15 protein-coding genes and 1 pseudogene are annotated in these 17,355 nt (G+C 72.4%); 6 read left to right on the forward strand and 10 right to left on the reverse strand.

Annotation, left to right across the window (positions count from 1 at the left end; genetic code table 11):
• Positions 1–38: 38 nt before the first annotated feature.
• The 3 genes from ACYVJ0_RS11165 to ACYVJ0_RS11175 form a co-directional block, all read right to left on the reverse strand.
• On the reverse strand, positions 39–536 hold the full coding sequence (locus ACYVJ0_RS11165; RefSeq protein ID WP_460817878.1) for an HNH endonuclease: 498 nt from the start codon (positions 534–536) through the stop codon (positions 39–41).
• A gap of 402 nt (positions 537–938) precedes the next feature.
• Positions 939–1,799, reverse strand: a complete 861-nt coding sequence (locus ACYVJ0_RS11170) for a M23 family metallopeptidase (protein ID WP_449854784.1) — start codon at positions 1,797–1,799, stop codon at positions 939–941.
• Between the two features lie 210 nt (positions 1,800–2,009).
• A complete protein-coding gene (locus ACYVJ0_RS11175) occupies positions 2,010–2,708 on the reverse strand; it encodes a metal-dependent transcriptional regulator (protein ID WP_449854783.1) in 699 nt (232 codons plus the stop codon).
• Positions 2,709–2,816: 108 nt separating this feature from the next.
• Between ACYVJ0_RS11175 and serC the strand changes: the two genes are divergently transcribed.
• Positions 2,817–3,926 (forward strand): phosphoserine transaminase, encoded by a 1,110-nt coding sequence (gene serC / locus ACYVJ0_RS11180; RefSeq protein WP_460817881.1) that lies wholly within the window; start codon positions 2,817–2,819, stop codon positions 3,924–3,926.
• A 195-nt stretch (positions 3,927–4,121) separates the two neighbouring features.
• Here the strand turns inward: serC and ACYVJ0_RS11185 are convergent, their stop codons facing one another.
• Both ACYVJ0_RS11185 and ACYVJ0_RS11190 read right to left on the reverse strand, forming a co-directional pair.
• Positions 4,122–4,895: a DUF3027 domain-containing protein gene (locus ACYVJ0_RS11185; protein WP_460817883.1), complete on the reverse strand. Its 774-nt coding sequence runs from the start codon at positions 4,893–4,895 to the stop codon at positions 4,122–4,124.
• Positions 4,879–5,259, reverse strand: a complete 381-nt coding sequence (locus ACYVJ0_RS11190; protein ID WP_460817885.1) for a cold-shock protein — start codon at positions 5,257–5,259, stop codon at positions 4,879–4,881. The genes ACYVJ0_RS11185 and ACYVJ0_RS11190 overlap by 17 nt, the downstream gene beginning before the upstream one ends.
• A 105-nt stretch (positions 5,260–5,364) precedes the next feature.
• Between ACYVJ0_RS11190 and ACYVJ0_RS11195 the strand changes: the two genes are divergently transcribed.
• The 5 genes from ACYVJ0_RS11195 to ACYVJ0_RS11215 all read left to right on the forward strand — a co-directional run bounded on the left by ACYVJ0_RS11195 (position 5,365) and on the right by ACYVJ0_RS11215 (position 11,607).
• Complete coding sequence (locus ACYVJ0_RS11195; protein ID WP_460817887.1) at positions 5,365–5,643, forward strand: multidrug ABC transporter ATPase; 279 nt, start codon at positions 5,365–5,367, stop codon at positions 5,641–5,643.
• Between the two features lie 13 nt (positions 5,644–5,656).
• Positions 5,657–7,318 (forward strand): helicase-associated domain-containing protein, encoded by a 1,662-nt coding sequence (locus ACYVJ0_RS11200; protein WP_460817888.1) that lies wholly within the window; start codon positions 5,657–5,659, stop codon positions 7,316–7,318.
• Between the two features lie 94 nt (positions 7,319–7,412).
• On the forward strand, positions 7,413–9,059 hold the full coding sequence (locus ACYVJ0_RS11205; RefSeq protein ID WP_449854777.1) for a DNA repair helicase XPB: 1,647 nt from the start codon (positions 7,413–7,415) through the stop codon (positions 9,057–9,059).
• A gap of 82 nt (positions 9,060–9,141) precedes the next feature.
• On the forward strand, positions 9,142–9,837 hold the full coding sequence (locus tag ACYVJ0_RS11210) for a response regulator transcription factor (protein ID WP_261165162.1): 696 nt from the start codon (positions 9,142–9,144) through the stop codon (positions 9,835–9,837).
• A gap of 84 nt (positions 9,838–9,921) precedes the next feature.
• Positions 9,922–11,607: a sensor histidine kinase gene (locus ACYVJ0_RS11215; RefSeq protein WP_460817891.1), complete on the forward strand. Its 1,686-nt coding sequence runs from the start codon at positions 9,922–9,924 to the stop codon at positions 11,605–11,607.
• A 166-nt stretch (positions 11,608–11,773) separates the two neighbouring features.
• On the opposite strand, the gene mqo is transcribed toward ACYVJ0_RS11215, so the two are convergent.
• The 5 genes and pseudogenes from mqo to ACYVJ0_RS11240 form a co-directional block, all read right to left on the reverse strand.
• Positions 11,774–13,219 (reverse strand): malate dehydrogenase (quinone), encoded by a 1,446-nt coding sequence (mqo, locus tag ACYVJ0_RS11220; protein ID WP_460817892.1) that lies wholly within the window; start codon positions 13,217–13,219, stop codon positions 11,774–11,776.
• Between the two features lie 90 nt (positions 13,220–13,309).
• Entirely contained in the window at positions 13,310–14,383 is a 1,074-nt protein-coding gene (locus ACYVJ0_RS11225) for an aspartate-semialdehyde dehydrogenase (RefSeq protein WP_460817894.1), read from the reverse strand.
• 68 nt (positions 14,384–14,451) lie between these two features.
• Positions 14,452–15,756 (reverse strand): aspartate kinase, encoded by a 1,305-nt coding sequence (locus tag ACYVJ0_RS11230; RefSeq protein WP_460817896.1) that lies wholly within the window; start codon positions 15,754–15,756, stop codon positions 14,452–14,454.
• 100 nt (positions 15,757–15,856) lie between these two features.
• A complete protein-coding gene (recR, locus tag ACYVJ0_RS11235; protein ID WP_449854772.1) occupies positions 15,857–16,450 on the reverse strand; it encodes a recombination mediator RecR in 594 nt (197 codons plus the stop codon).
• Between the two features lie 17 nt (positions 16,451–16,467).
• Positions 16,468–17,355: pseudogene (locus ACYVJ0_RS11240) on the reverse strand (DNA polymerase III subunit gamma and tau); the annotation flags it as partial.

Below are 17,355 nucleotides of genomic sequence, written 5' to 3' on the forward strand. Positions count from 1 at the left end.
CGCGCGTGCCGACTCTACCGGGCGCGGGTGAACGCGGATCAGGCCGCGAGCGCCAGGTACGGCTCCCAGCGCGGGTCGCTGCGCTCCACGCCGCGCACGGTCCACGCGCCGCCGCGGGGCGGGCGCGGCGTGACGCGCAGCTCCCAGCCCATCTCCTGCGGCGTGCGGTCGCTCTTGACGTTGTTGCAGCGCAGGCAGGCCGCGACGAGGTTCTCCCACGAGTCCGCACCGCCGCGCGAGCGCGGCAGGATGTGGTCGATGGTCGACGCCGGCTTGCCGCAGTAGCCGCAGCGGTGGCCGTCGCGGCGCAGCACCCCGCGGCGCGTCACGGGCACGCGGCGGCCGCCCGGCACGCGCACGTAGCGGGTGAGCACGATCACCGCCGGTCGCTCGTACGACCCGTGGGTGCCCCAGATCGGTTCCTCCTCGATCCGCTCGACGATGCTCGCCTTCTCGTTCATGACGAGCACGAGGGCGCGCTTGAACGAGACGACCGCAAGGGGCTCATAGCCCGCGTTCAACACCAGAGTGCGCATGCCGTGTCCTTTCGACGGGTCCCGGACGGCTTCCGGGCTCTCGATCCAGCGACGTCGCGCTCTGCGGTGGAGAGCGATGCGAGGGCGCGCAGGGACGAAAAAAGGCGCTGTCTCACAGACAGCGCCTTCTGCACGCGGACGACCCGCGCATCGTGTGCACACGATGCCGAAGCACGTAACGCCCGAGCGCATCCGTGGTTCGGATGCGAGGTGTTCGTGACATCGGCTTCTCCCTCCGCTTCGCGCGGCGACGGGATCAGAGTAGCCCAGCCGGGGCCGCGCGGGGCCATCCGCGAGGTGAACATTCCCGGGCGTGTCGACGGCCCCGGCTCGCCCGGTGGTGCCGCCGAGACGACGAGGGCCCCGCCGGCGGCTGCCGACGGGGCCCTGCGAGGCCGCGGATCAGTACGGCAGCCAGCCCTGCGGGTTGACGACGCCGCCGTTGACGTAGACCTCGAAGTGGAGGTGCGGTGCGGTGGAGCGACCGGTCGATCCGACGTAGCCGATGACCTGGCCGGCGGTGACGGACTGGCCCGCCGAGGCCGCGATCGACGACATGTGGCCGTAGCGGGTCTTGGTGGCGCTGCCGCCCACGTTGCTCTCGATCACGACGGCGTTGCCGTAGCCGCCGCTCCAGCCGGCCTGCGAGACCACGCCGTCGGCGGCCGCGAAGATCGGCGTGCCGGTCGCGGCGAGCAGGTCCCAGCCCATGTGGTAGCCCGAGTCGCCGAGGCCGCGACCGGAGGTCCACGAGCCGGCGGGGAGCGGGAAGACGACACCCTCGCTCGGGGCGGACGGCATGACGTTGCCGGAGTAGACGGAGGCGGGCGCGGACGCCGCGGCGGCGGCCGCCGCGGCCATCTCCTTGGCGCGCTCGGCGGCCTCGGCCGCCGCCTTCTTCTTCTCGATCTCGCTCGCCGTCGTGGCCGAGTAGCTCGAGGCGCTCAGCTGCGAGGCGGCCGCGCCGCCCTCCACCGTGAGCGACTGCGCGTCGGCCTCGGCGATGTCGTGGGCCGTCACCTGCTCCGCGTCGCCACCCTGGGTGGCGGCGTAGGCGGGGATGGCGACGCCGGCGATGAGCGCGAGGACCGCGGCCATCGTGCCGGCCGCGCGCAGCGGGCGCACCTTCGGGGTGCTCTCCGCGCGCAGCGTGCGCTCGGCGCGGCGGATGTCGCGCCGACTGATCTTCGCGGGCGCGATCGCGCCGTTCTCGGGGGTGTCCGAGGCCTCGGGTGAGCCTGCGGGCGTGGGGTTCTGGGTCAAGACGTGTTCCTCCGTCGCCTCGCGCTCGGGCAGCGCCGGCTCGTCAGCACTCGTCGTCGGACAGTGCATCCTGCAAGAAGGACGAGCCGGAGAGGCGATTGCTTGCAGAACGGGTTCGGGGCCTTCCGGCCTCGGGATTTCCCCACCCTACGGGAAGATAACGAAAATGTCACGCTCCGATTCTGAGAGCGCCCGCGCGCCCTCGACCGGTCAGCGCGGAGCGACGAGGAAGACGTGCGAGGCGATCTCGACGGGCAGCTCGAGCGCCTCGTCGCTGCCGTCCATGTGCACGAGCACGTACCCCTCGCTGTAGCGGAAGTCGCCCGAGGCGCCGGGGACCACGCCGGCCACGCGCAGCTGCTGCAGCAGCTCGGGGTCGACCTGCGCCGGCTCGGCCAGGCGGCGCACCGTGCCCTGCAGCGGGCCGCCCTGCGCGTCGAGCGCCTTCACGAGGCCGATCACGCCCTCGTCGAAGTCGCGGCCCGGCTCGCCCCCGATGAGATCGAGGCCCGGGATCGGGTTGCCGTACGGCGACTCGGTGGGGCTGCCGAGCAACTCGATGAGGCGGCGCTCCACCTGCTCGCTCATGACGTGCTCCCAGCGGCACGCCTCCTCGTGGACGTACGCCCAGTCCAGGCCGATGACGTCCGACAGCAGCCGCTCGGCGAGGCGGTGCTTGCGCATCACGTCGACGGCCTTCTGCCGGCCGGCCTCCGACAGCTCGAGGCGACGGTCCTCGCCCACGTGCACGAGCCCGTCGCGCTCCATGCGGCCGACCGTCTGCGACACCGTGGGACCGGAGTGGCCGAGCCGCTCGGAGATGCGCGCGCGCAGCGGCACGATGTTCTCCTCCTCGAGCTCGAGGATGGTGCGAAGGTACATCTCCGTGGTGTCGATCAGGTCGGTCATCCGGGCCTCCGTGGGGTTCCTCCGGCAATCCTATGCGGCGCGGCATGTGGGTTCCCCTGGACCCCATCCCGCGCGGAGCCACGGCGCGGCCGGTCCTACCATGGACGCATGACGCTCACGATCCCCGCCGATCTCCTGCCCGCCGACGGACGATTCGGCTGCGGCCCGTCCAAGGTGAGGGACGAGCAGGTCGCCGCCCTCGCGGCCGCCGGGCGGTCGCTGCTGGGCACGTCGCATCGCCAGGCACCCGTGAAGGACCTCGTCGGCAGCGTGCGGGAGCGCCTCGCATCGCTGTTCCGCCTGCCCGAGGGCTACGAGATCATCCTCGGCAACGGCGGATCCACGGCGTTCTGGGACGCGGCGGCGTTCGGGCTCATCGAGAAGCGCAGCCAGAACCTCACCTTCGGCGAGTTCGGCGGCAAGTTCGCCGCGGCCGCGGCGGCACCGTGGCTCGAGGCGCCCGATGTGCGCAAGGCGGAACCGGGATCGATCGCGCTGCCCGAGCCCGTGGCGGGTGTCGACGTGTACGCGTGGCCGCACAACGAGACGTCCACGGGCGCCACCGCCCCGATCGCCCGCGTGGCCGGCGACGACGGGGCGCTCACGGTGATCGACGCCACGAGCGCGGCGGGCGGGATCGACTTCGACGTCGCGCAGGCGGACGTCTACTACTTCGCGCCGCAGAAGAACCTCGGATCGGACGGCGGCCTGTGGCTGGCCGCGGTGTCGCCCGCCGCGATCGAGCGGATCGAGCGGGTCGCGGCGAGCGGCCGGTACATCCCCGAGTCGCTGAGCCTGGCCACCGCGCTGGACAACTCCCGCAAGAACCAGACGTACAACACCCCGGCGCTCGCGACGCTGCACCTGCTCGACAGCCAGCTCGAGTGGATCCTCGGCCGCGGGGGCCTCGCGTGGGCCGACGCCCGCACGCGCGAGTCGTCGCAGGCGCTCTACGCGTGGGCCGAGGCCTCGGCCGTGGCCACGCCGTTCGTCGCCGACCCCGCGCACCGCTCCCCCGTCGTCGTCACGATCGACTTCGACGAGACGGTCGACGCGGCGGCCGTCGCCAAGACGCTGCGCGCCAACGGCATCGTCGACACCGAGCCGTACCGCAAGCTCGGCCGCAACCAGCTGCGCATCGCGACCTTCGTGTCGGTGGAGCCGGATGACGTGCGTCAGCTGATCCGCTCGCTCGACTACGTGCTCGCACAGGGCTGAGGCGGGCCGCCGCGGGTCTCGACTCCGCGCCTGCGGCGCTCCGCTCGACACGTCTCCGCTCCGCGCGCTGCGCGCGCTCCGGTCGACGAGCGCGACCGGCCCCCGCTCGTCGAGCGGAGGCCGCAACGCGGCCGCCGCCGAGACGGGCCGAGCGAGCGCAGCGAGCCGAGGCCGCGACTCATCAACGCGGCGACGTCAGTCCTCTTCGTCGTCCTCGTCGGAGTCGTCGGCCTCGCCGGAGTCCTCGTCCGGGTCGTCCTCGTCGAGCTCGTCGATGTCGACGCCGTCCACGTCGCCCGCGTGCAGCACCGGCGATGCGTCCGCGTCGAGGTCGTCGTCCAGGCCGTCGTCCTCATCGAGGTCGTCCTCATCGAGGTCGTCCTCATCGAGGTCGTCCTCATCGAAGTCGTCCTCGTCGTCCTCGTCAGCCTCGGCGCCGTCGGCGGTGCCCGACGCCGCCCGGCTCGCGGCCTCGGCCGCGGCCTGAGCGGCCTGGTACTCCTTCAGCCGCACCGACCAGGGCACCCACTCCGGCGCGAGCAGCGCGCCCTCACCGGGAAGCAGCTCGGCCTCGAGCACCGTCGGCTCGGCGCCCTCGACCACGGCGAGCGAGACCGTCCAGTACCAGCCGGGGTAGCCGGGCAGCGTGTTCTCGAAGAGCAGCGAGACGACCCCGTCCGGCTCGACCCGGTGCCCCGCGGGGGCGCCGATCGACGAGGCCGGCGTGATCTCGCGCAGCGCCTCGAGCGCGAGGTCGTGGGCCTCGAGCAGCCGCGTGTCGGCGACGACCTGCCCCGGCTCCTCGGCCTGGGCATCCGCCTCGTTCACGTCCGCCCCGGCATCCGCGTCCGCCCCGGCATCCGCGGTCGCCTCGTCCGCCGCGATCGCCTCGCCCGTCGAGGGGACCTCGGACTCCGGCACGACGTCCCCCTCGGGGGCGTCGTCTGGCGTGTCAGACGTCGAGCTCATCGGCGACCCTCCGCAGCACGGCGGCGGCCTTGCGGGCGTGGCTGTTCGAGGGGTAGTGGCCGCGACGCAGGTCCTCGCCCACACCGTCGAGCATCTTCACGAGGTCCTCGATGATGACCGCCATGTCCTCGGCCTTCTTGCGGTTGGGCTTCACCCGCGTGGGGGGCGCCTCGAGCACGCGGACGGAGAGGGCCTGGGGGCCCTTGCGTCCGTCGGCGATGCCGAAATCGACGCGCGCGCCCTGCTTCGGGACGGTGCCGGCCGGAAGCGCGCTGGCGTGCAGGAAGACGTCCTGGCCGTCGTCCGAGGCGATGAAGCCGAAGCCCTTCTCCTCGTCGTAGAACCTGACCTTGCCGGTGGGCATGGGACACCTCTTGCTGAGCGATCGTGCGGACGGATGCGGGTGCGGCACGTCGCCGCTCCCCGTTTCCAGCCTACCCATCCGCCGGCGACGCGTATCCTGGTCGGGATGAGCAGCAAGCAGCCCGCCGACGGGGCCCCGGTCCGTCGCATCGATCGGATCCTCACGTTCATGTCGCTCGGCGTGATCGTGCTGTCGGTGGCCTCGTTCTTCGCGCTCCTGATCGCCGACGCCGCTGGCCTGGAGTCCGAGGACTTCGGCCGCGGCGCGTGGCCGATCATCGCGACGATCCCGATGATCGGCTTGCCGATCGGGTTCCTGCTCATCTTCGCGCTGCTGATCATGTCGATGATCCGAAGGGGACGGGCGTCGGACCGCCCGTCCTGATGCCCCGGATCGCGTGGTAGCCGAAGCGCGCACGCTCGCGGAGCGTCTCGCCGCCAGAGAGGACGGCGAGATCGCCCGACTGCTGGGCGCCCGGAGGGTGTCACCCCACGCGGCGTGGCGCAGCTGGTTCGACGCGGCCGAGGCCCTGCTCGACACCGGCTCGATCGCGGTCGCCCTGCGCGCGCTGCCCCGCGACGACCTGCACGCGCTGCGCTCCGGTTCCGGCCCCGAGCTCCTGGGGCTGACCGACGCCGACGGCCGCCCCTTCGCCCCGGTCGCCGCCGCGCTGCCGGACGTCGTCACGCCGACGCCCCTGCGCACGCCCGAGCCGGCGTCGGCCGACGCCGCCGCCCACGCCGCCGAGCGCGCGTTCACGGCGACGACCGCGCTGGCCGATCTGCTGATCGACGCCCTCCGCGTGCCCCTGGGGCGCGTCGCGACGGGCCTGGCCGCCACCGAGCGCAAGCGCCTCGTGCAGGAGGAGCTGGCGCGCGACGGCGCCGACGCCGACGCGCTCGTGCGCGCCGCCGAGCTCGCCGGACTGCTGCGCGGGCAGGAGCGACGCTGGCTCGTGACGCCCGCGGGGGCGGAGTGGATCCGCCGCTCCACCGGCGAGCGCTGGTCGTCGCTCGTGGCGGCCCTGCGGGGCGCGCTGCCCGCGGGGCTGCGCGCCGACGGCGGCTGGATCGATCCGGAGCTGTGGCCGGACGCGTATCCCCTCGACCCCGAGTGGCCCGAGCGCGCGGCGAGCTGGATCGCGCTGTGGCGCCTCGTGGGCCTCGTCGCGGAGGACGGCGGCGAGCCGGAGTGGGCCGCGCCCGCGCGCGGCGGCGCCGCACCCGACCCCGCTCCCCTGCTGGCGCTCCTGCCGCACGAGGTCGATCGGGTGTTCCTGCAGAACGACCTGACGGCGATCTCGCCGGGGCCGCTGGCCCCCGAGCTCGACGTGAGGCTGCGCGGCATGTCGGTGCGCGAGTCGCACGCGCAGGCGTCGACCTACCGGTTCACCGAGGCGTCGATCGGGCAGGCGCTCTCTGCGGGAGAGACCGCCGAGGGCATCCGCGGCTTCCTCGCGGAGCTGTCTCTCACGGGCCTGCCGCAGCCGCTCGCGTACCTGATCGAGCGCACCGCGGAGCGGCACGGGCTCGTCCGCATCTCGCTGGATCCCGAGACCGGCCACACCGTCGTCTCGAGCCGCGACCACCAGCTGCTCGACACCATCGCGGTCGATCAGGCGCTGCGCGCGCTCGGCCTCGTGCCCGACGGCCGGCTGCTGCGCACCCGCGCCGACCGGGCCGCCGTCTACTGGGCGCTCGCCGATGCGCGCTACCCCGTCATCGTCATCGACGAGGAGGGCGAGGCGGTCGCCCTGCGCCGGCACCGGCTCGCGCCGGAGGAGGCGCCGGACGCCGACCGCTACGCGCCGCTGATCGCCCGCCTGCGGGAGTCGGAGTCGGCCGACGCCGACGCCGCGTGGCTGGAGCGCGAGCTCGACGCCGCCGTGCGCGAGAAGGCCACCCTCATCGTGGCGGTCTCGCTCCCCGACGGCTCGACGCGCGAGTTCACGCTCGAGGCGACCGGCCTGGGCGGCGGCCGTCTGCGCGGACTCGACCGCGGCGCCGACGTCGAGCGCACCCTGCCGATCCGCTCGATCGCCTCCGTCCGCCGCGCGTAAGCGCGCGGGGCAGGGATGTCGGCCCCGCGTCGATCGGCGGAGTGCGCCCACGAGCCGATGCCCCGTTCACCGCACGGCGGTAGACTCGTTCGCTATGTCTGATGGTCCCCTGATCGTCCAGAGCGACCGCACGGTGCTGCTCGAGGCGGCGCACCCCGACGCGGAATCGGCGCGCCACGATCTCGCCGTCTTCGCCGAGCTCGAGCGCGCGCCGGAGCACATCCACACCTACCGGATCACGCGGCTCGGGCTGTGGAACGCGCGCGCGGCCGGCCACACGGCCGACGACATGCTGCAGACGCTCGACCGGTGGAGCCGCTTCCCCGTGCCGCCGTCGGTCTCCACCGACATCCGCGAGACGGTGAACCGATACGGCCGGCTCACGATCGAGCGCGGCGCCGAGGGCGAGCTGCTGCTGAAGTCGACCGATCGCGCGGTGCTCGCGGAGGTCTCGCGCAACAAGCGCATCCAGCCGCTGCTCGTGGGGCAGCCGGCGCCCGACACGTTCGTCGTCGACGCGTGGGCGCGCGGGCACATCAAGCAGGAGCTGCTGAAGATCGGCTGGCCCGCGGAGGACCTGGCCGGGTACACGCCCGGCACGCCGCATGCGATCGCGCTCGACGAGGACGGCTGGGCGCTGCGCCCGTACCAGCAGCAGGCCGTCGACACCTTCCGCGCCGACGGATCGGGCGTCGTCGTGCTCCCGTGCGGCGCGGGCAAGACGCTCGTGGGCGCGGGGGCCATGGCGGCGACGAAGACGACCACGCTCATCCTCGTCACCAACACCGTCTCCGCACGCCAGTGGCGCGACGAGCTGCTCAAGCGCACCACGCTCACGGCCGAGGAGATCGGCGAGTACTCGGGCCAGGTCAAGGAGATCAAGCCCGTCACGATCGCGACCTACCAGATCCTCACGTCCAAGCGGAAGGGCCAGTACGCGCACCTCGACGTGCTCGACGCGCTCGACTGGGGCCTGATCGTGTACGACGAGGTGCACCTGCTGCCCGCCCCGGTGTTCAAGCTCACCGCCGACCTGCAGGCACGCCGCCGCCTCGGCCTCACCGCCACCCTCGTGCGCGAGGACGGACGCGAGGGAGACGTGTTCAGCCTCATCGGCCCCAAGCGCTTCGATGCGCCGTGGAAGGAGATCGAGGCCCAGGGGTTCATCGCCCCGGCCGCCTGCTACGAGGTGCGCGTCGACCTGCCCGCCGACGAGCGCATGGAGTACGCGGCGAGCGCCGACGAGGACCGCTACCGCCTGGCCGCGACCGCGCCGGCGAAGATCGACGTCGTGCGCGACATCATCGCGCGCCACGCCGGCGAGCAGGTGCTCGTCATCGGCCAGTACCTCGACCAGCTCGACGAGCTCTCGCAGGCCCTCGACGCGCCGAAGATCACCGGCTCCACGCCGGTGGACGAGCGCGAGCAGCTGTTCCAGGCGTTCCGCGACGGCACGCTCCCGGTGCTCGTGGTGTCGAAGGTCGCGAACTTCTCGGTGGATCTGCCGGACGCGTCCGTCGCGATCCAGGTGTCCGGATCCTTCGGGTCGCGCCAGGAGGAGGCCCAGCGCCTCGGCCGCCTGCTGCGGCCGAAGAGCGACGGGCAGACGGCGAGCTTCTACACCCTCATCGCCCGCGACACGGTCGACCAGGACTTCGCCCAGAACCGCCAGCGCTTCCTCGCCGAGCAGGGCTACAGCTACACGATCCTGGACGTCGAGGATCTCGTCGCCGCTGCCTGAACGACAGAGCGCGCGTGTTCGCTTTCGGCCGATCCGTCGCGATTTCCAGCCCGATCATCGATCCGGCCGACATAATGGGGCCATGACCGCACCGCGCATCCTCGTTGTCGATGACGAGCCGAACATCCGGGATCTCCTGTCGCAGAGCCTGCGATTCGCCGGATTCCAGGTGAAGACCGTGATCAACGGCGCGCAGACCATCTCCGCCGTCCTCGAGGAGGAGCCCGACCTCATCGTGCTCGACGTGATGCTGCCCGATATGAACGGGTTCAGCGTCACCAAGCGCCTGCGCGACGCCGGCTACACCGCGCCGATCCTGTTCCTCACCGCCAAGGACGAGACCGAGGACAAGATCAAGGGCCTCAACGCCGGCGGCGACGACTACGTGACCAAGCCGTTCAGCCTCGACGAGATCGTGGCGCGCATCCAGGCGATCCTCCGCCGCACCATGCAGAGCGAGGAGGAGGAGCAGGTGATCCACGCCGGCGAGCTGACGATGGATCAGGACACGCACGACGTGTACGTGGGCGACACGCAGATCGAGCTGAGCCCGACGGAGTTCAAGCTGCTGCGCTACCTCATGCTCAACCCCAACCGGGTGCTGTCGAAGGCGCAGATCCTCGACCACGTGTGGGAGTACGACTTCAACGGCGACGCCGGCATCGTCGAGAGCTACATCTCCTACCTCCGCCGCAAGATCGACCCGCACGCCGCGGAGCCGCTCATCCAGACCAAGCGCGGCTTCGGCTACATGCTCAAGGTCGACAAGGCCTCGTAGGGCACGATCCTGTCCAAGGAACCCGACGCCCTCACCCGCTGGTGGCGGCGGATCAGCCTGCGGGCGAAGGTCACCGGCGTCACGGTGGCCGTGCTGGCGATCGGCCTGTTCGTCGCGGGCGTCGGCACCTCCTTCGTGCTCTACAGCGCCCTGCTGTCGAACGTGGACGAGTCGGTCGTGCAGCTCGTGCAGAGCGACACGCTGGCGGAGCGCGTGCTCGACGCCGCGGAGGGCGAGGGGGATCTCGACGACCTGCGCACCGAGTACTTCATCGCCCTCTACGACCCCGACGGCCGCTTCGTGGCCTCGGCGGGCGGCCTGCGCAGCGACGCGGTGCCGCCCGAGTTCCCCGACACGCTCACGCTCGATCAGGCCCAGCCGCTCACCTCGGAGCGATTCGGGCTGAAGGGGGCGGACGGCTCGGAGTTCCGCGCCTCGGTGGGGATCGTCCAGCCCGCGGGGAAGAACGCGTTCTACAGCCAGATCATCGCCCTGCCCCACGCCGAGGTCATCAGCGTCGTGCGCACCTACTTCGCCGTGTTCACGTTCGTCGCGCTCATGACGATCGTCGCCGGCGCCTTCGGCACCCGCTGGCTCGTGACGCTCACGTTCCGCCGCTTCCGGCAGGTGGAGTCGACGGCGATGGCGATCGCCGGCGGCGACTTCCACCAGCGCATGACCGACATCGAGCCGACCACCGAGATCGGCCGGCTGAAGCAGGCGATCAACACGATGCTCGACCGCGTGGACGCGTCGATCTCGCAGCGCGACGCGACCGTGCGTCAGATGCGTCGGTTCATCGGCGACGCCAGCCACGAGCTGCGCACCCCGCTCGTGAGCGTGCGCGGCTACGCCGAGCTGTACCGGATGGGGGCGATCCAGACTCCCGAGGACACCGCGAGGGCGATGGAGCGGATCGAGAAGGAGGCCACGCGCATGGGCGTGCTCGTGGAGGATCTGCTGGCCCTGGCGCGCCTCGACGAGCGCCGCGAGCTCGACATCGCGCCCATCGACCTGCGCCGCGTCGCGCGCGACCTCGCGCTCGACACGCGGGCCGCCGATCCGTCCCGCGCCGTGACGGTGATCGACCGCACCTTCGAGGCGCTCACCGGCCCCGTCCCCACGGTGCGCGAGGCGACGGACGACGCGGGCTCCGACGAGGGGCGCCGGGACGGGAGCCACGAGCAGCGGCGCCGCCATCCGGCGACGTCGGCGATCGAGCGGGTCACGGCGGCGACGATCGACCGGCTGCGCCGCCGGCGGGCGGCCGCCGAGGCGGGCGAGGACGCGCCGGCCATGGACTTCTCGGAGCCCCGTGGGCGGATGGTGGCGATGCCGCCCATCGTGCTCGGCGAGGAGAACAAGGTGCGGCAGGTGGTGACCAACCTGCTCGGCAACGCCCGCCGCTACAGCCGAGGCGGCTCGCCCATCGAGCTCGAGGTGGGCGTGGATCCGGACCGCGACATGGGGTGGATCGCCGTCGTCGACCACGGCGAGGGCGTGCCCGAGGCCATCCGCGAGCAGATCTTCGAGCGCTTCTGGCGCGCCGACACCTCGCGCGCCCGCGAGACGGGCGGCAGCGGCCTGGGGCTCGCGATCGTCGCCTCGATCGTCGAGGCGCACCACGGCTCGGTCGCCGTCGAGGACACCCCGGGCGGCGGCGCCACGTTCAAGGTCTCGTTCCCGCTCGCCGAGCGGCGCGAGATGGCCGAGCACGCCGAGATCGAGACGCAGCCCCTGCCGAAGCTGCGCGATCAGCCGCACGAGTAGCCCCCGGCGGCCGCTGCGCGCGGGAGTTGCGGTGGTCGCTTCATCTTCGTTCAGCAACCGTGGGGTTGATCCGATCGGTTGCTGAACGGAGCGGCCGCAGGCCGCGGAGATGAAGCGACCACCGCAGCCGCCCGTCGTCCGACGGCGGCGGGGCGCCGGAAGCGCGTCAGGCCGGGAGGCCGAGCTTCTCGGCCGTGGTCGACATCGAGGCCGAGGCCGCCCGCGCGTCGCCGTTGAGCGTCGTGCCGAACGTGGGGATGAGCTCCTGCAGGTGCGGCTTCCACGCGTCGAAGCGGTCGGGGAAGCAGCGCTGCAGCACGTCGAGCATGATCGGCGCGGCCGTGGAGGCGCCCGGCGAGGCGCCGAGCAGGCCCGCGATCGATCCGTCCGCGGCGGCGACCACCTCGGTGCCGAACTGCAGCTTGCCGCCCTTCATCACCTGGGCGCGCTGACCGGCCTGGATGAGCTCCCAGTCGGCGCCGTCGGCGTCCGGCACGAACTCGCGCAGGCTGTCGATCTTCTTCGCGCGCGTCTTCAGCAGCTCCGTGACGAGGTACTTCACGAGGTCGAGGTTCGTGACGGCCACCTTGAGCATCGAGCCGATGTTGCTCGGGCGCACCTGCTGCACGATGTCGAGCATGCTGCCCGTCTTGAGGAACTTCGGGCTGAACGTGGCGAAGGGGCCGAACAGCAGCGATCCCTCGCCGTCGACCATGCGCGCGTCCAGGTGCGGCACCGACATCGGCGGGGCGCCCACGGCGGCCTGCGAGTAGACCTTCGCGCGGTGCTTGGCGACGAGCTCGGGCTTGGTCGTCTTGAGGAACTGACCGCCGATCGGGAACACGCCGTATCCCTTGATCTCGGGGATGCGCGCCGACTGGAGCACCTTGATGGCCCAGCCGCCCGCGCCCACGAAGACGAAGCGGGCCTTGAGCGATCCCGGGGTGCGGCCCACGCGGTTGCGGTAGCGCACGTCCCACGTGCCGTCCTTGGCCCGCTTGAGCTTCTTCACCTCGGTGTCGAGGCGCAGATCCAGCCCGCCCTCGACGAGGTGATCGAAGAGCTGGCGCGTGACCGCGCCGAAGTCGACGTCGGTGCCCGACGGCACGCGCGTGGCCGCGAACGGCTCGCCCTTGCGCCGCTTCTGCATGAGCAGCGGCGCCCACTGGTTGATGACGCGCGAGTCCTCGCTGTACTCGATGCCCGCGAACAGCGGCTGCTCCTTGAGCGTCTCGTAGCGGCGCTTCAGGTAGGCGACGTCCTTCTCGCCCTGCACGAACGTCATGTGCGGCGTCGCGTTGATGAAGGTCGACGGCGCGTCGAGGATGCCGCGCTCGACGAGCGAGGCCCACAGCTGGCGGCTGAGCTGGAACTGCTCGTTGATGCCGATCGCCTTGGCGGGATCGTCCGCGTCGGGCATGTAGTTCAGCTCGCACAGGGCGGCGTGGCCCGTGCCGGCGTTGTTCCAGGGGTTGGAGCTCTCCTGCGCGACCTCGCCGAGGCGCTCGAACGCCACGATCTTCCAGTCGGGCTGCAGTTCCTTCAGGAGAGTGCCCAGCGTGGCGGACATGACGCCGCCGCCGATGAGCACGACATCGACAGTTTCACTCACCAGACAATCCTACGGCGGCGCTCAGACGGCCCGGACCACACCCGTGGCGAAAGAACGCGCGTTCCTTCGCGGATGCGGGTCCGATGGGGGTCAGGCCGCGGCGACGCCGATGCGCGCGGCGACGAGCTCCGCGATCTGCACGGCGTTGAGGGCGGCGCCCTTGCGCAGGTTGTCGTTGGAGACGAACAGCACCAGGCCCCGACCCTCGGGCGCGGACTGGTCGGCGCGGATGCGGCCGACGAAGCTCGGGTCCTTGCCGGCTGCCTGCAGCGGCGTGGGCACCTCCTCGAGCGCCACGCCGGGGGCGTCGGCGAGGATCTCGCGTGCGCGCTCGGGCGTGAGCTCGCGCGCGAACTCGGCGTTGATGCTCAGCGAGTGGCCGGTGAACACGGGCACACGCACGCACGTGCCGGCCACGCGCAGATCGGGCAGCTCGAGGATCTTGCGGCTCTCGTTACGGAGCTTCTTCTCCTCGTCCGTCTCGTTCAGCCCGTCGTCGACGAGGTTGCCGGCGAGGGGCAGGACGTCGAACGCGATCGGCGCGACGTACTTCTGCGGCGCCGGGAAGTCCACGGCCGAGCCGTCGCGCACGAGCCGAAGCGTGTCGCCCTGCGCGAGCACGCCCTCCACCTGGCCGAGCAGCTCCTCGGCGCCGGCCAGGCCGGATCCGGACACGGCCTGGTACGTGGAGACGATCAGCCGCTCGAGCCCCGCCTCGGCGTCGAGGGGCTTCAGCACGGGCATGGCGGCCATCGTCGTGCAGTTGGGGTTGGCGATGATCCCCTTGGGCGCGTCGGCCGCGGCGTGCGGGTTCACCTCGGCCACGACGAGCGGGACCTCGGGATCCATGCGCCACGCGCTGGAGTTGTCGATCACGACGGCGCCGGCGGCGGCGAAGCGGGGCGCGTGCTCCTTCGACGCCGCGCCCCCGGCCGAGAACAGGGCGATGTCGATGCCGCCGAGGTCGTCGGTGGCGATGTCCTCGACGACGACGGTGTGGCCGTTCCACTCGATCGCGGTGCCCGCCGAGCGCGGCGACGCGAAGAAGCGCAGCTCGCGGATGGGGAACGCGCGCTCGGCCAGGATCTCGCGCATGACCCCGCCCACCTGTCCGGTGGCGCCGACGACGGCGACGGAGAGTCCAGAATCGGAGATGCGGGTCATGGCGGTTCCTCTGATCGAGCGCGGGGTTGGTCGATTCTACCCGGACGCCCCGCGCCCCGGACCCGCCCCTACCGGCCGGTGCCCGCGTAGACGGTGGCCTCGATGTCGCCGTCCAGCCCGTACGCGGTGTGCACGGCGCGCGCCGCCTCGTCCAGCTCGTTCTCGCCCAGGATCACCGAGATGCGGATCTCGCTCGTCGAGATCATGTCGATGTTGATCCCGTGCCTGCTGAGCGCCTCGAACAGCGTCACCGAGACGCCCGAGTGGGTGCGCATGCCGGCCCCGACGACCGAGAGCTTGCCCACCTGGTCATCGTGCACGAGGTTCTCGTAGCCGATCGCGTCGCGCTCGGCCGCGAGCGCCTTGACGACGTCGACCGCCTGCTGCTTGGGCAGGGTGAAGGAGATGTCGGTGCGGCCCGGCTGGGCGGACTGCGCGTTCTGCACGATCATGTCGATGTTCGCGCCCGTCTTGGCCACGAGGGTGAAGATCGCGGCGGCCGAGCCGGGCACGTCGGGCACGCCCACGACGGCGACCTTCGCCTGGCTGCGGTCGGTGGCCACACCCGTGACGACGGGCTCTTCCATTCCGATGGCGTCGGACATGTCTGCTCCTTCGGTGAGGCGAGGATCGGTCATCCCCTCGCCCAGCACGTACGTGCCGTCGTTCGAGGTGAACGTGGATCGGGCGTGGATGAGCACGCCGTGACGCCGCGCGTACTCGACGGCGCGGATGTAGAGCACCTTCGCGCCGTTCGCGGCGAGCTCGAGCATCTCCTCGGCCGAGACCCGGTCGAGCTTGCGCGCGAGCGGGACGACGCGCGGGTCGGCGGTGAAGATGCCGTCGACGTCGCTGTAGATCTCGCAGACGTCGGCGCCCAGGGCCGCCGCGAGGGCGACCGCGGTGGTGTCGGAGCCGCCGCGTCCCAGCGTGGTGATGTCGCGCGTGTCGCGGTTGAAGCCCTGGAACCCGGCGACGATGACGATCGCGCCGTCGTCGAGCGCCTCGCGCAGGCGCACCGGGGTGACGTCGACGATCCGGGCGGATCCGTGATCGGCCGTCGTGATCATGCCCGCCTGGCTGCCCGTGAACGAGCGGGCCTCGTAGCCCATCGAGTGGATCGCCATCGCGAGCAGCGCCATGGAGATGCGCTCGCCGCTGGAGAGCAGCATGTCGAGCTCGCGCGGCGCCGGCACCGGCGCCACCTGGTTCGCCAGATCCAGCAGCTCGTCGGTCGTGTCGCCCATCGCGCTGACGGCGACGACCACGTCGTGGCCGGCGCGGCGCGTGTCGACGATGCGCTTGGCGACGCGCTTGATGCTCTCGGCGTCGGCGACGGACGAGCCGCCGAACTTCTGCACGATCAGGGCCACGTGTAACTCCCGGTGATCCGGCGCGTACGGGTGCGCCTGATCGTCCATCCTAGGGTGCCGATCCGGTGGTCTCGATCCGCGACAGCGCCGCGGATGCCGCTCAGAGGCGGCGGCGGCCCTCGAAGGCGCGGCCCAGCGTGACCTCGTCGGCGTACTCCAGGTCGCCGCCGACGGGCAGGCCCGACGCGAGGCGCGACGCGGGGATCTGCATCGACGCGAGCAGCCGGCTGAGGTACGCGGCCGTCGCCTCGCCCTCCAGGTTCGGGTTGGTCGCGATGATGACCTCCTGGACCGTGCCGTCGGCGAGGCGCTGCATCAGCTGCGCGATCCGCAGGTCGTCGGGACCCACGCCCGCGATCGGGCTGATCGCGCCGCCGAGCACGTGGTACAGGCCGCGGAACTCGCGCGTGCGCTCGATCGCCGAGACGTCCTTCGCGTCCTCGACCACGCAGATCAGCTCGGGATTGCGGCGCGGGTCACGGCAGATGGCGCAGCGGTCCTGCTCGGACACGTTGCCGCAGATCTCGCAGAACCGCACGCGCTCGCGCACCTCGCGCAGCAGCTCGGACAGGCGCGACACGTCGAAGGAGGGCGTCTGCAGGATGTGGAAGGCGATGCGCTGGGCCGACTTGGGCCCGATGCCGGGAAGGCGGCCGAGTTCGTCGATCAGCTCTTGGACGATGCCGTCGTACATGCGGGGGTCCGTCCGGATCAGGCGAACCGCGTGGGCGGCTCGTAGGGCTCTTCGTGCAGGAACCGGGCGCCCAGGATCTGGCGCACCACGGCCTCGCCGCGGCGCTCGACGCCCTCGGGCACGAGCACCTGGCGACGCTGCACCGTGGGGCGCTCCGGCAGCGGCTCCGGCTCGTCGTCGGCGTCCACGGGCGGCTCGTCCGGCATCACGGCGCCGTCGCGCTCGAGCGTGGCGACGCGCGCGCCCGCGGCGACCTCCTCCGGGTCGTCGTCGACGGCCAGCGACGGCGGGGCCATCGGGGCGATCGAGCCCGGGATGGGCGCCACGGCCCACCCTGCGGCGGGCGGGGCCGCGTAGGCGGCCTGCCGCGGCGGCGCGGCGGGGCCGGCAGGCTCGTCGTCCGGGCCCGGATCGGGGTCGTCGTCGGGCGGCGGCGGCACGTCGTCCGACGGCGGCGCGTCGACCCGGGCGCGGTACTTCACGCGCACGCCGAGCACGCCGAGGATCGCGGTGCGCAGGTCATCGCTCGCCGCCCCGCGGAAGCCGTTCATTGCCGCCTGGCTCGGGAACGACATCATGAGCACGTCGCCCGGCTGCACCTCGGCCACCGTCGAGACGGCCACGAGGCGCGCGCTCTCGGGCGCCGCCTCGCGCAGGCGCTCCATGACCTGCGGCCAGGCCGCGCGGATGGCCTCGAGCGTGAGCGGCGCGGGCGCGCCGCCGGAGGGGCCCTCGGTGCCGCCCTGTTCGGCGGGCACGGGCGCCGGCCCCGCCTCGGGCTCCTGCGGTGCCCCGGCGTCGGCCTCTGCCGGCGGCGCGGCCTCGACCGGCGGCGCGGGCGCGGCGGGCGTCGGCGTTGCCAGGGGCGCAGCGGGCGCCGGCGCCGCGCCGGGCGCGGCCGATCC

The sequence above is a fragment of the Microbacterium petrolearium genome (assembly GCF_054782875.1).

What these genes read in the sequence shown, in the direction of transcription:
- ACYVJ0_RS11190 (WP_460817885.1), bottom strand. Translation starts at nt 5,259, where the DNA reads ATGCCCACCGGCAAGGTCAGGTTCTACGACGAGGAGAAGGGCTTCGGC.
- ACYVJ0_RS11175 (WP_449854783.1), bottom strand. Translation starts at nt 2,708, where the DNA reads ATGACCGACCTGATCGACACCACGGAGATGTACCTTCGCACCATCCTC.
- ACYVJ0_RS11195 (WP_460817887.1), top strand. Translation starts at nt 5,365, where the DNA reads ATGAGCAGCAAGCAGCCCGCCGACGGGGCCCCGGTCCGTCGCATCGAT.
- ACYVJ0_RS11225 (WP_460817894.1), bottom strand. Translation starts at nt 14,383, where the DNA reads ATGACCCGCATCTCCGATTCTGGACTCTCCGTCGCCGTCGTCGGCGCC.
- ACYVJ0_RS11185 (WP_460817883.1), bottom strand. Translation starts at nt 4,895, where the DNA reads ATGAGCTCGACGTCTGACACGCCAGACGACGCCCCCGAGGGGGACGTC.
- ACYVJ0_RS11205 (WP_449854777.1), top strand. Translation starts at nt 7,413, where the DNA reads ATGTCTGATGGTCCCCTGATCGTCCAGAGCGACCGCACGGTGCTGCTC.
- ACYVJ0_RS11165 (WP_460817878.1), bottom strand. Translation starts at nt 536, where the DNA reads ATGCGCACTCTGGTGTTGAACGCGGGCTATGAGCCCCTTGCGGTCGTC.
- recR (WP_449854772.1), bottom strand. Translation starts at nt 16,450, where the DNA reads ATGTACGACGGCATCGTCCAAGAGCTGATCGACGAACTCGGCCGCCTT.
- ACYVJ0_RS11210 (WP_261165162.1), top strand. Translation starts at nt 9,142, where the DNA reads ATGACCGCACCGCGCATCCTCGTTGTCGATGACGAGCCGAACATCCGG.
- serC (WP_460817881.1), top strand. Translation starts at nt 2,817, where the DNA reads ATGACGCTCACGATCCCCGCCGATCTCCTGCCCGCCGACGGACGATTC.